The 11,884-nt window shown below is 42.7% G+C and carries 15 protein-coding genes and 1 tRNA gene; 1 reads left to right on the forward strand and 15 read right to left on the reverse strand.

Annotated features, from left to right (window positions below; all coding sequences use genetic code 11):
• Nucleotides 1-161 precede the first annotated feature (161 nt).
• From J2Z48_RS10880 to J2Z48_RS10945, 14 genes are all read right to left on the reverse strand, one after another.
• Nucleotides 162-1,133, reverse strand: coding sequence for a polyprenyl synthetase family protein (locus J2Z48_RS10880; RefSeq protein ID WP_307253434.1), 972 nt, complete (start codon nt 1,131-1,133; stop codon nt 162-164).
• An 18-nt stretch (nt 1,134-1,151) separates the two neighbouring features.
• A complete protein-coding gene (locus J2Z48_RS10885) occupies nt 1,152-1,991 on the reverse strand; it encodes a menaquinone biosynthesis protein (protein WP_307253436.1) in 840 nt (279 codons plus the stop codon).
• Nucleotides 1,988-2,581 carry a UbiX family flavin prenyltransferase gene (locus J2Z48_RS10890; RefSeq protein ID WP_307253438.1) on the reverse strand — a complete coding sequence of 198 codons (594 nt, stop codon included), beginning with the start codon at nt 2,579-2,581 and terminating at the stop codon, nt 1,988-1,990. The genes J2Z48_RS10885 and J2Z48_RS10890 overlap by 4 nt, the downstream gene beginning before the upstream one ends.
• A complete protein-coding gene (locus J2Z48_RS10895; RefSeq protein ID WP_307253441.1) occupies nt 2,578-3,450 on the reverse strand; it encodes a UbiA-like polyprenyltransferase in 873 nt (290 codons plus the stop codon). Before J2Z48_RS10895 ends, J2Z48_RS10890 begins: the two co-directional genes overlap by 4 nt.
• Nucleotides 3,451-3,465: 15 nt before the next feature.
• The gene (locus J2Z48_RS10900) at nt 3,466-4,188 is read right to left on the reverse strand and encodes a demethylmenaquinone methyltransferase (RefSeq protein ID WP_307253442.1); all 723 of its coding nucleotides are present in this window, start codon (nt 4,186-4,188) and stop codon (nt 3,466-3,468) included.
• A gap of 18 nt (nt 4,189-4,206) precedes the next feature.
• Complete coding sequence (locus tag J2Z48_RS10905) at nt 4,207-4,893, reverse strand: heptaprenyl diphosphate synthase component 1 (RefSeq protein ID WP_307253444.1); 687 nt, start codon at nt 4,891-4,893, stop codon at nt 4,207-4,209.
• Nucleotides 4,894-4,973: 80 nt separating this feature from the next.
• Complete coding sequence (locus J2Z48_RS10910) at nt 4,974-5,429, reverse strand: hypothetical protein (protein WP_307253447.1); 456 nt, start codon at nt 5,427-5,429, stop codon at nt 4,974-4,976.
• A gap of 81 nt (nt 5,430-5,510) precedes the next feature.
• The gene (gene mtrB, locus J2Z48_RS10915) at nt 5,511-5,732 is read right to left on the reverse strand and encodes a trp RNA-binding attenuation protein MtrB (RefSeq protein ID WP_307253449.1); all 222 of its coding nucleotides are present in this window, start codon (nt 5,730-5,732) and stop codon (nt 5,511-5,513) included.
• Between the two features lie 102 nt (nt 5,733-5,834).
• Nucleotides 5,835-5,911 (reverse strand) — tRNA-Pro (locus J2Z48_RS10920).
• A 70-nt stretch (nt 5,912-5,981) separates the two neighbouring features.
• A complete protein-coding gene (gene folE, locus J2Z48_RS10925) occupies nt 5,982-6,560 on the reverse strand; it encodes a GTP cyclohydrolase I FolE (protein WP_307253452.1) in 579 nt (192 codons plus the stop codon).
• Nucleotides 6,561-6,741: 181 nt separating this feature from the next.
• Complete coding sequence (gene hbs / locus J2Z48_RS10930) at nt 6,742-7,017, reverse strand: non-specific DNA-binding protein Hbs (RefSeq protein ID WP_307253454.1); 276 nt, start codon at nt 7,015-7,017, stop codon at nt 6,742-6,744.
• Between the two features lie 175 nt (nt 7,018-7,192).
• Nucleotides 7,193-8,671, reverse strand: coding sequence for a stage IV sporulation protein A (gene spoIVA / locus J2Z48_RS10935; RefSeq protein WP_307253456.1), 1,479 nt, complete (start codon nt 8,669-8,671; stop codon nt 7,193-7,195).
• Nucleotides 8,672-9,069: 398 nt separating this feature from the next.
• On the reverse strand, nt 9,070-9,765 hold the full coding sequence (locus tag J2Z48_RS10940) for a YphF family lipoprotein (protein WP_307253459.1): 696 nt from the start codon (nt 9,763-9,765) through the stop codon (nt 9,070-9,072).
• Nucleotides 9,766-9,784: 19 nt separating this feature from the next.
• Nucleotides 9,785-9,946 carry a hypothetical protein gene (locus J2Z48_RS10945; protein WP_307253461.1) on the reverse strand — a complete coding sequence of 54 codons (162 nt, stop codon included), beginning with the start codon at nt 9,944-9,946 and terminating at the stop codon, nt 9,785-9,787.
• A gap of 137 nt (nt 9,947-10,083) precedes the next feature.
• Here J2Z48_RS10945 and J2Z48_RS10950 point away from each other — a divergent pair, with 137 nt between their 5' ends.
• Nucleotides 10,084-10,644 (forward strand): hypothetical protein, encoded by a 561-nt coding sequence (locus J2Z48_RS10950; protein WP_307253462.1) that lies wholly within the window; start codon nt 10,084-10,086, stop codon nt 10,642-10,644.
• Between the two features lie 209 nt (nt 10,645-10,853).
• On the opposite strand, the gene J2Z48_RS10955 is transcribed toward J2Z48_RS10950, so the two are convergent.
• A complete protein-coding gene (locus J2Z48_RS10955; RefSeq protein WP_307253463.1) occupies nt 10,854-11,876 on the reverse strand; it encodes an NAD(P)H-dependent glycerol-3-phosphate dehydrogenase in 1,023 nt (340 codons plus the stop codon).
• Between the last annotated feature and the right edge of the window lie 8 nt (nt 11,877-11,884).

The following is an 11,884-nucleotide window of genomic DNA, read 5'->3' on the forward strand; positions in this document are numbered from 1 at the left end:
TGTATTACGAAATGCCCCTTGAATCACTGCATGTTTTAGATCAGAGGATTTTGACGGAGCGGACTTCCCCTTATCTCTCAAGCTCACTATTTGAACTGTGGTCAGATACATGCCCTAGGGCACGCTATCTAGAATAGCCCCAGAATTTAACTGTTTTTGAACTAAAACGATCGAGTCACAATAAACTCTCCAATAAAACGCAACGACTCCCGCTCATGCGTATTCGGCAACTTTTCCAAAGCCACTAATGCCCGATTCAAATATCGTTTCGAAAGTGCAAGCGTATACGGAATGCCCTCCGATTGGCAAACCATCTTCAAGATCTGAGTCAGATCCCCTTCTGTCCCCCGCGACTCTAGATAACGCCGGATCATTTGCTGCTCTGCAGATGTCCCATTCTCTAATATATGGATAACCGGTAACGTTACATTCCCTTGCAGTAAATCGCTACCTGCTGGCTTTCCTAACACCTTTTCGTCTCCGGTTAAATCGAGAACATCATCTGTCATCTGAAAAGCCATTCCTACAGAATATCCATATTGATATAATGCCCTCACAACCGATTCAGAGGCTCCACTCACGATTCCCCCTAGTTGACAACTAATCGCCATCAACAGAGCCGTTTTTCGCTTAATTCGATGCAAATAGCGTCGTAAGGACTGATCTGGTTGATACAAGTCATGAATTTGATCAATTTCTCCACGAACGAGGAAAACCAAGGCCTTTGCTAATATTTGATGAACACGAGGATCTGAGAGGCCTGCTACTTCAGTCAATGCTCGAGCAAAGATAAAATCACCTGTATACATGGCAACCTGATTATCCCACTCCGCTTTCACTGTTTTTCGTCCACGGCGAGTCTCCGCATCATCGATCACATCATCATGAACCAACGTCGCCATATGAATTAATTCTAGAGAGACCGCCACTTTCTCCAGCTCGGACAAACGATACTCCCCAAAGTGACCTGCTAATAAAACAAATAACGGTCTCATCCGTTTGCCACCTGCATCAAGCAAATGCCGGGACGAATGGAGTAGCTCCTTCTCATCTGTGTGGATGGTTTCCGCTAATCGATATTCAATTTGTTTTAGATCCTTTTTTAAACTTTGATATATATCTGTTAGAAGCATCTCTTCACCCTAGTTTCTCTAGCTCTTAGAAAAGGACAATTGGAACATCTGGATAGCGATTTCTGGTGGAAGCGTTCCGAGTTCCGTCGCATAGCGATAAAACAACTGCAACCCTTCCAGTTCACGTTCTCCCAAATCGTGAGACAGACCTGCAAAGTATTGTTTCCAATATGAAACCTCTCCGCCCACTTTTCGTTGCGCCGCTTTTATAATTGCCATTGGTTCTTGATTTCCGCTCTCCTTACTTCTCATAAACCGATCATAAATCTCCGCCATCAGCTCCGGGCGCTTCTGAACAATCTCTTTTCGAACCGCCCATACAGCAAAGACCATAGGGAGACCCGTTTGCTGAAACCATAGTTCACCGAGATCATATGCACGATAGTGTGGTTTACTCCAAGCTGCTCGGATGGCATCGTCTCCAATTAGTAAAGCTGCGTCTGACACTTGCATCATTTGCTCTAGGTTCGGCTCCATCACTTGATATAAAGGCTTTACACCTGAAAATTTTTCTAGAATCACACGCAGTAAATTAACCGAAGAAGCCGATGCATTTGTCAGTGCGATCGATGCTTGATCCAGCTCTTGTAGCGATTTATCTTTTGTAAATAAAAAAATAGAACCCACTGGACCATATGCGCTCACTGATAGATTAGGAAAGAGGTAATAGCGATCCGAGTGTTCCGCAAAGGCAAACGAAGAGATTGCACCTAAATCGATCTCACCCTTGGACATCGCTTGGTTTAAAGTAGCTGGAACATGATTCACCCACTCGATAGGTAGGTTACTTGAATCAAAAAAATGAAAAACAGGTAAAACGTTTGTGTAGGAAATCTCACCGATTCGGATTGGTTTCATTTGCCACCCTCCCATCTCTTATATAATTGATGAGCAACCCTTAGCTGGTCTAAAATTTTACCTGACACAAAACGAACCATCTCATCTAAACTCGATGGACGATGGTAAAAGCCTGGCATAGGAGGAACGATTTGTACTCCTAGTCTACTTAGCTTTAGCATATTTTCTAGATGAATCGGGCTAAGTGGGGTCTCACGGGGTACGAGGATGAGGGGATAACGTTCTTTTATCATGACATCAGCCGCTCTTTCCAATAAGTTGGACGAGATACCCGAAGCAATCTTCGCAAGTGTACCCATCGTACACGGAACCACAACCATTCCATCTACTTGAAAAGACCCTGAAGCAATCGAAGCGCCAATATCACGAATGGGATGATAGACTAGTTCTCCAGAGAGATGACCAAATCGCTCAATAAAATTTTGCTCTCTCTTTACCACTTCCCAATCATGCTCCTCTAATAACACCCTCCAAGCCGCTTCTGTCACGATTACATGAACTTCATGACCCTGACGTAGCAACTCTTCCATGACTGATAAGGCATAAGGTGCTCCACTTGCACCACTCATCGCAACAATATAACGTTTCATATCATCAACACATCCACCAAGCTAAAAGTGAATACTATGATACTTAATACCCCATTCATGGTAAAAAAGGCCATGTTTAGACGGGATAAATCATCTGCTGAGACAATCGAATGTTCATAAACAAGGATCATAACAGCAATCACGACACCAATTACATAAATCCAACTTAATTGAGTGAAAAGAGCAAGAGCAATCAGTCCAAGTGCCGTTCCCACATGCATCCAGTTTGAAATGAGGAGCGCTACTCGTACTCCAAATCGAGACGGGATCGAATGTAAGCCTTCTTGCTGATCAAACTCCATATCCTGACACGCATAGATCACATCAAAGCCGCCAATCCATAAAGCTACCGTAGCAAATAAAATAAGCGACTTCAGGTCAACCTGACCCGTTGTAGCCACCCAACCACCTAAAGGTCCCAATGCCGTTGCAATTCCCAATACCACATGACAAAGCCACGTAAAACGTTTCGTGTATGAATAGAGAACTAGGAAAAACACAGCAACTGGTAGTAGCTTAACAGCCAGCATATTCAACTGATATGCCGCCACGAACAACACGACAAAGGAAACGACTACGAATCCCCAAGCAAACATCTCCGATATCAGACCTGCTGGGATATGTCTTGAAGCCGTCCGCGGATTTCGGGCATCGATTTTTCGATCGATCACGCGATTCAGAGCCATGGCGGCACTTCTCGCACCCACCATCGCAAGCGTAATCCATCCGATCTGTGCCCAAGTAGGAAATCTCCCTAGTACTTCTAAACTACCTAAAATGGCACCCAGATACGCAAATGGCAATGCAAAGATCGAGTGTTCAAACTTGATCATATCTAGTATGAGTCTTACCTTGTGAAAAAATTTCATAATCCTACACCATCCTTACTCGGAACGCTTTCTCCCTACATGTAGTGCCGTAATTCCAGCTGTGAGCGGGTATACATCCACCTCTAACCCAACCTCATTTTTCATCACGCTAGCTAACTCTACATAGTCAGGAAAGGCGATGAGTGACTCAGGTAACCAGCTATACTGCTCATATCGATTCGCAAACAGCTTCCCTAAGAGCGGTAATAGGCGTTGAAAATAAAAGTAGTACAGTTTACGAAACGGCTTCCAAGTAGGCTTCGATAATTCAAGCGACACGACAAGACCACCTGGTTTCACAACACGCTTCATCTCTTGTAACACTTGCACATAATCAGGAACATTGCGCAATGCAAAACCAATCGTTACATAGTCGAAAGTAGAATCCTCAAACGGAAGACTCATCGCATTTCCCTGTACAAGCTCAATCTGGTCGCTATGCCCGCTGTCTTTCACTTTTTTTCGCCCGATCTCTAGCATATTGGAGCTAAAATCTAGCCCGACTACGTTTCCATGCTCAGATGCTTCAGCCAATGCAAGGGTCCAATCGCAGGTTCCACAGCATATGTCTAGTGCCGTCTGCCCCGGCTGGACATTCATCTTTTTCATCGCAAATTTACGCCATGCTTTATGACGGCGGAAACTAAGCAGTGTGTTCATCCGATCATAATCTTTCGCGATACTTTGAAACACACCATGAACGAATTTTTCTTTCTCAGCCCCAGTCCGTTTCTCCATCTCCGTTACCTCTTTCTGTTAGAGATTCCTGCGCTCCTGCTCGATCCATTGCTCCAATTCGCGCCTCAGCCATACCGGAAAATGAGATTGTCTCCAGATCTTTTCTGCCTGAGAAACGGCGTCGTGAAAGCGATCTTGCCATCCAGTATGCTCTCCTTGCTCGTCCAATAGCAATAATGGCAATAGAACAATCATCCATTCTTTGCCTATGCGATGTTCGACAAGAAAAAAATCGGCGATAGCAGTTAAGATTTCCACCGATTCGATCTTTCGTATAGAAGGGGAGACAGATTCTTCTCCACAATACATTTTCATTTTTCGCTCGTTTGTACGACTAGTGGCCTGAGATAGGCTCACAATTCCATCGATTTCTCCAGCCATGGCTAATTGTTGATAAAACAAGCTACTATAAAAGTCTCCTGCGAGTACTGTCAGCTGACGAACCCGGTGCAATCCCTCATTTTCAATCGTCTGCAAAGGGATTTGTTCGTGCGTCGTAAGCGCCATATGTAAACATGCTGCCGCTTGGATAAAAGTCTTTTTACGCTCTTCTGGCACCTCGCAAGCTGTTAATAAGAGGTCCAATAGACGAACAAATCGAGTTGGGATAGGTGGTGCCCCCAGATTCAGAAATAAGTCCGAATTCATAACAAGTCTTTCTAAATCCATAAGAATTTTATTTTGATCTGTAGATATGGACGTCATCTACACGCCCCCTAAAAATGCCAAATGAGAATAGATAATTTCCTTGCTAGTATACCATACTTTCGTGAAAATCAGCACAATCAATCTGTTGTTTTTTTGTCATTTGACAAATCAAAATCTTGAATACTTTCTTTTGACCACTTCGATTTTTTGATTCTCTCTTGCCAGTCTGATCTCTTGATACAAATCAATCGGGCTGTTTCTGGCTCTTTATTTACAAAACGAAGACGAAGTACCTCTATATGTTTCAATTTGATAAAGGATTCCGTAATTACATCTTGGGCCAACTCTTCCCACCCTGTAGCAACTTCCTTGAATTCAATAAAAAGAGTTCCTTGTTTTTGATCGATCTGTTCCACTTTCCCTTTTCGGTTTAGATCGACAACAAACGAAACCCATGAATTTTCATCCTGCAACATCACTTCTTTAACAGGTCCCACTTGTTCTTCTGAATACCGCACAAAGAAAGAAAGCCCTACTGCTAAACAAATAGCTCCCACCATTCCCCATGACCAATAGCGAAAAAAGGTCCTCATTTCATGTAATCCTCCGTAGGCTTTTTCACCAGTTTACGCACTCAGAGCAGAAACATGCTATGCTTGACCTTTTTTGCTTGATTATTCATCCGATTCAATTGTACCAAATGGTGTAATGATCGTTGATTTCCCTCGTACTTTTATAGCCGATGTATGTTCCGTAAATTGAGCGATCATAATCTCGCCCTGATCTAATTTCTCTGAATGATGAAACCTTGTATCTTTTCCTCTTGTAAGTCCAATTACATTTACGCCATTTTCTTTTGCTTTGATAATGAAATACTCTCCAGAATGATTTGACATAAGAATCAGCCTCCTCTCACTATGCACCAAAGTGTACCACAAAATAGGCAAATCATACGAATTCCAAATAAAAAAGACTCCTCCATCTCTGGAAGAGTTTGTTGGTCGGGCTAACCAGATTTGAACTGACGACCTCTTGCACCCCATGCAAGCGCGCTACCAAGCTGCGCCATAGCCCGATCTTAAAAAACAGTAAATCTTACCATTTCATTATAAGATCGGACTAGAGACACGTCAAGATCAAATAAATTAGGTCAATGATCCCATCCGAATCATCTTAAACACTTCATCCCGCTTACCTACATCTTCCGCATAGATACCACGAGCTACGCTGGTTACCGTTTTCGAACCAGGCTTCTTTACTCCTCGCATTGTCATACACATGTGTTCTGCTTCAAGTACGACAAACACTCCATGTGGATCAAGTGTCTCCATCATCGAATCGGCAATCGTACTTGTGATCCGCTCCTGAAGCTGAGGGCGTTTGGTCACAGAATCGACTGCACGAGCTAATTTAGATAGACCCGTCACCCGACCTCCACGTGGAATATAAGCTATATGGGCATGTCCAAAAAATGGAACTAAATGATGCTCACAGGTTGAGAAGAATGGAATGTCTTTTACTAAGACAACCTCTTCATGGTCTTCTCCAAATACAACAGAGAAATGCTCCTTCGGATCTTGATCCAACCCTTGAAATACCTCCGCATACATTCTGGCAACACGGGCTGGTGTATCTAATAAGCCTTCTCGTTCTGGATCTTCACCTACAGCTTCCAAAATCATACGTACTGCTTGTTCAATTTTATCATGGTCGACGTGTTTCAAGATTATTTCCTCCAGCTCATTATCTAATTTATAAAACTAATATAATTATACTTCAGCTGAATGCAACTATGTAAGATAAAACGTATGTTAGCAAAAAGCCCCTTTTTAAAAAGGGACTTTTTGCTCAGTAGCTCAGTATATGTAGTTTCCTGAATTCCACTCAGAAATATACTTATCTGTATTACTTGTTAACTACATCTTTTAGTTGCTTACCTGGTTTAAAAGACGGAACTTTGGTTGCAGGAATATCAATTTCCTCACCTGTTTGTGGATTGCGACCTTTACGAGCTTGACGATCGCGTACTTCAAAGTTGCCAAATCCAATCAATTGTACTTTCTCACCTTGAGATAAAGACTCGGAGATTGCACATAATACTGCTTCAACTGCTTCTGAAGCCTCTTTTTTTGTCATTTGGGTAGCATCTGCTACTTGATTGATCAAGTCGGTTTTATTCATAACGCACCTCCTGATTAGATCCAAGCAAATTCCAGATAAAATCTAGAACTGATTGGGACAATCCTATACTAATACAGCGCTGATCCCCTTTGCAAGAGAAATGTCCTTGATTTTCCTATCATGGTTCAAAAAAGACACAAAAAAAGCCTAGACGGTTACATCTAGGCCTTTTTCACTACAGGATAATGGCGATAAGTCCGCCAGAGCCTTCGTTGATGATACGTTCTAACGTTTCTTGCAACTTGTAACGAGCATTTTCTGGCATCATAGACAATTTTGCTTGAATGCCTTCTCGAACAATGGAATTGAGCGAACGTCCGAAGATATCCGACTCCCAGATACGTAGTGGATCTGTCTCAAAATCTCTCATCAGGTAGTTTACCAATTCTTCCGACTGCCTCTCACTACCAATGATCGGAGCAAACTCAGAATGTACATTTACCCGAATCATGTGAATCGAAGGAGCGGTAGCTTTTAGTCTAACTCCGAAACGAGGACCTTGTTTAATTAATTCTGGCTCATCCAAGCTCATTTCCTCTAATGAAGGAGAAGCTACGCCGTAACCAGTTGTTCGTACCATCTTGAGTGCTTCTGCCACTTTATCATACTCTCGCTTCGCTAGTGAAAACTCTTGCATCATCTCGAGCAGATGATCCTTGCCACGGATTTCGACGCCCACCACTTCTGCTAGAACATGATCATACAACTCATCCGGTGCATAGAGATCGATTTCGGCGATCCCTTGCCCCATCTGCATGCCTGAGAGCGCTGCTTTCTGGATAAACTCAAAATTATAGAAGTGACCTACCACTCGATCTACATCGCGAAGTCTTTTGATATCTTTAACTGTTTCTCTAACGGAGTTTTCAAAATCACGACGCAACCAGTGCTCATCATCTAGCACCATAACCCAGCTAGGAAGATTTACGTTTACTTCATGAACCGGGAATTCATACAATACTTCACGTAAAACACCTAAAATATCGTCCTCTCCCATCGTCGCCACAGAGAGTGCCACAACTGGGATGTCATATTTCTCAACTAGTTCGGCACGAAGCGCTTGTACGGACTCACTGTACGGACGAGTGGAGTTTAATAGCATGATAAATGGTTTTCCTACTTCTTTTAACTCATTGACAATTCTCTCTTCTACATCTTCGTAGGAATATCGAGGGATGTCAGCGATACTTCCGTCTGTTGTTACAACAATCCCCAAGGTAGAATGCTCTTGAATGACTTTTCTCGTACCAACCTCAGCCGCTTCTTGAAACGGAACTGGCTCATCAAACCAAGGTGTATTAATCATTCGGGGACCATTTTCATCTTGGTATCCTTTGGCACCTTCGACAACATATCCTACACAATCTACTAAGCGTACATTTACTTTTAATCCTTCATCTACACTTACGTTAATTGCTTGGTTTGGTACAAATTTTGGTTCGATCGTCGTGATCATTCTTCCTGCACCACTATGTGGGAGTTCATCTGTTGCTCTCGATCTTTCGGAATCATCACGAATGCTTGGGATCACCACTTGTTCCATAAACCGTTTGATAAAGGTGGATTTCCCTGTGCGCACCGCACCAACCACACCAAGATAGATGTCACCGCCTGTGCGCTCTGCAATGTCTTTTAAGATATCTACTTTCTCCATGCATGAACCTCCTTCAAGGTATCCGTACTACTGGATTTGTCGCCGGTGCGAAAGGCAAAATCCTCCCTTCTCCGGTTTTCCCACTCCTTAGGACACTACTAATATATGAGTGCAGAATCTATATATTCCTACGAAGAAAGAGAAACAAACTATGAATTGTCGTCTGAGGACTTCTTCACCTTGACCGATTTCGTATTAAAACCAGTCATTTTCACAGAGCTAGAAAGGCGTCCCAAGAGGAAAATACCAGGAATTGCAATGAGATGAAGCAATATCATTTCCACCCTGCCACACCCTTTCGACTCTCTCTTCTTGCGGTCATTTTATGTACGGATAAGTTCCTATATGTCACAAAAAAACAAACCAAACAAGCTTTGGTAACTTGTTTGGTTTGTTTCCTATGGTAAGGTAGGTTCTTTTCCATCCCATTTTATTACAGGGGAATAGGCTGGTACTTGTAAAGAAAACGGACTGATCCATTGTCTGAGGTCTGTTCCTACTGCTGGTTTTTCTTTCGCTGATTGAATGAATTGCATATAATCCATGCGATAGTCGAGATATAAAACACCTTTGTCACTGATTAAATAGGATAACTCGATATCTGAGTGATAAGGGCTTTTCACTTTCGAAACTTCTCCGCCTAGTTTCTTAAAATCTATCTCATACAAAGTAGGAGAAACTTTATTTCCTAGCGGATACTCATTATGCCTCTGATAGTAAAGCCCTACACGTTCCGCAAACGTTTTAACTTTGTCGTTTAATCTGAGATCAAACACGCGAACGGTTGCCTTCTTCTCTACATCCGTCAACACATACAGATAGCTTCCCCCTCTTTCAAATGCAGTAGGTGGAATCTCTGCCCGTCCTGAAATAGATTGAAAATCGACTAAATACTTGGAAGTAAAAATCCGTTCTTCCTCTTTATATTTATAAGGTAATACTTTTTTCTCATGTTGATAGGAAGAAACAGCCGACTGGACTCTCTCTATATGTATAGGTAAATCATCAACCTGCTGATTCAACTCATTGGGGTACGTGCATCCAGATAGTAATAAAATCATTCCAAAAAGTATTGATACTAAACGAAGCTTCATCCTTTGTTCACCTCTTCACTTAACTCATCGAACGTAAACCAAATAATAAGGCCATGATGAATGTAACAACTGCCACGATCTTTAATAGGATTCGCAATGCATTACTTTTTAATGAGCCAGACCATACCACAATGAAATTGGTAAGGAGAAACAATCCAACTGCATACATCCAGTCTCCCATAAACATACACCTCTTTTTTTATCAGCTCAACTATATTTCCGCTCGTGCCTATCCACATACAGGATAAGCGTCCAGAGCGTCTACCGTGAGCATTGCATACAATAAATGGACAATAGCCCTTGAATGGAGGAGGTACTATGAAACAAAGAAGACGTCCTGCTTCGAGCACCCGCCACAAAAGACGTGTAAGAAAGCCAGCAACGGAAGCAAGAGTAACATTACCTGCAAATCCACCCGTCCAAGCAGCCAAATCGCCCCTATCATCGATTAGTTTAGCACAGATGTTATCTGGATTCCTCACTTGCCGTTCAACTGTACAAGATTTAAGCACCTCTTTAACAAAAGTAGCTTCCATCATGGATAATACCTATCAGTTTTTCAATCTAGCCCAACAATACGTGGGCAAGAAGAAAGGATCGGTTCAAAATCAACAAAAAAGTCTATTCCCACTCTCCGAGCAAGCATCCGATCCTGGAGATATCCTACTAGATGATGAAATTCCAGTGATTAACCTACCAAAAAACATGAACACTAAACCCAATCCACTAATCGGTAAATTACTAAAGCGTATGGATCTGAATCAAATTATGTCGCTCATGCAATCACCTTTTGTGCAGAAACTAATGTCTAGTTTCCTCTCACGAGGTGTCACTGCTCAGACTTCCGATATGAATCACCATCAAAAACAAAGAAGGTAAGGGGTTGCCACTTGGCAATACCCTTCTTTTTTGTTCATCCACATACGTGTAGCCAGTCTTTTTCAAGACTGGCTACATGCTACACTCAGCAAATGAGCAAAGCACTGGTCCCTGTACCCTCTATGCTCTATGCTCTGAATGTATGGTTTCATAACCTACTACAAAATATGTTTGTATACCTCAATGTGGCACAGGGTTTTTGCCTAATTTCATGACCAACCTTGTACATAGTCTTGTAATTCGTGTGTTTTATCACGACTCATCAGATCCATCAATGCTTCCCTAGGACATTTGTCCGCAAAGAGCACTTCGTATAACTGTTCGGTAATTGGCATCTCAACTTGATAATGCTTTGCCATCGTATAAGCAGCTTCTGTTGTTTTAACACCTTCCACTACCATACCCATCTCCGATAACACTTGATCGAGCTTTTTCCCTTGGCTAATCATATTCCCAGCTCGCCAATTTCGACTATGCGGGCTTGTGCAAGTGGCGATTAAGTCACCTACACCCGCCAATCCCACAAATGTATTGGGCTGCGCACCCATTGCAAAACCAAGTCGCGCCATCTCTGCCAGTCCACGTGTAAGTAATGCGGCTATCCCGTTATCTCCAAACTCCATGCCACTACATAATCCGGTAGCCAGAGCAATCACATTTTTCAATGCTCCCCCTATTTCACAACCAATCACATCTGTATTGGTATAAACACGAAAGTAGGAGTTCATAAAACAGGACTGTGCAACCTCAGCTGCATGTTGATCAACAGACGCGACAACAACCGCTGTAGGAAGCTTCTGAATCACTTCTTCTGCGTGGCTAGGACCTGTTAAGGCAACAATCTGATTGGCATGTTCAGGTAGCTCTTCCGCCAACACTTGGGACATACGCTTGAAGGTATGAATTTCCAATCCTTTAGAAGCATGAACAATCACCGAATGAGGCTTTAAATACGGCCTGACGCTTCTAGCCGTCTCTCGGAGCGATTGCGAAGGAACGACAAACACCACAACATCACTCGGTTGAATCACTTCGGATAAATCATCAGAAGCTTGTAGAGAAGGCGCTAGGGAAGCATTAGGTAGGTAGTGTTCATTGGTATGATAGGTATTAATCTCTTGAACAGCTGATGAACGTCTCGCATACAGCTTGGTTTCATTTCCGTTTTCAGCCAACACAGAGGCTAGAGCCGTCCCCCAACTCCCCGCGCCTAGAACCGCCACATTCTTCATGTTGGTGT

Origin of the sequence: Croceifilum oryzae, from assembly GCF_030814315.1 — a bacterium.
Lineage (GTDB): Bacteria > Bacillota > Bacilli > Thermoactinomycetales > Thermoactinomycetaceae > Baia > Baia oryzae.

What these genes read in the sequence shown, in the direction of transcription:
- spoIVA (WP_307253456.1), bottom strand. Translation starts at nt 8,671, where the DNA reads ATGGAGAAAGTAGATATCTTAAAAGACATTGCAGAGCGCACAGGCGGT.
- J2Z48_RS10940 (WP_307253459.1), bottom strand. Translation starts at nt 9,765, where the DNA reads ATGAAGCTTCGTTTAGTATCAATACTTTTTGGAATGATTTTATTACTA.
- J2Z48_RS10955 (WP_307253463.1), bottom strand. Translation starts at nt 11,876, where the DNA reads ATGAAGAATGTGGCGGTTCTAGGCGCGGGGAGTTGGGGGACGGCTCTA.
- mtrB (WP_307253449.1), bottom strand. Translation starts at nt 5,732, where the DNA reads ATGTCAAATCATTCTGGAGAGTATTTCATTATCAAAGCAAAAGAAAAT.
- J2Z48_RS10950 (WP_307253462.1), top strand. Translation starts at nt 10,084, where the DNA reads ATGAAACAAAGAAGACGTCCTGCTTCGAGCACCCGCCACAAAAGACGT.
- J2Z48_RS10945 (WP_307253461.1), bottom strand. Translation starts at nt 9,946, where the DNA reads ATGGGAGACTGGATGTATGCAGTTGGATTGTTTCTCCTTACCAATTTC.
- J2Z48_RS10885 (WP_307253436.1), bottom strand. Translation starts at nt 1,991, where the DNA reads ATGAAACCAATCCGAATCGGTGAGATTTCCTACACAAACGTTTTACCT.
- J2Z48_RS10905 (WP_307253444.1), bottom strand. Translation starts at nt 4,893, where the DNA reads ATGACGTCCATATCTACAGATCAAAATAAAATTCTTATGGATTTAGAA.
- J2Z48_RS10900 (WP_307253442.1), bottom strand. Translation starts at nt 4,188, where the DNA reads ATGGAGAAACGGACTGGGGCTGAGAAAGAAAAATTCGTTCATGGTGTG.
- J2Z48_RS10910 (WP_307253447.1), bottom strand. Translation starts at nt 5,429, where the DNA reads ATGAGGACCTTTTTTCGCTATTGGTCATGGGGAATGGTGGGAGCTATT.
- J2Z48_RS10890 (WP_307253438.1), bottom strand. Translation starts at nt 2,581, where the DNA reads ATGAAACGTTATATTGTTGCGATGAGTGGTGCAAGTGGAGCACCTTAT.
- J2Z48_RS10895 (WP_307253441.1), bottom strand. Translation starts at nt 3,450, where the DNA reads ATGAAATTTTTTCACAAGGTAAGACTCATACTAGATATGATCAAGTTT.
- J2Z48_RS10880 (WP_307253434.1), bottom strand. Translation starts at nt 1,133, where the DNA reads ATGCTTCTAACAGATATATATCAAAGTTTAAAAAAGGATCTAAAACAA.
- hbs (WP_307253454.1), bottom strand. Translation starts at nt 7,017, where the DNA reads ATGAATAAAACCGACTTGATCAATCAAGTAGCAGATGCTACCCAAATG.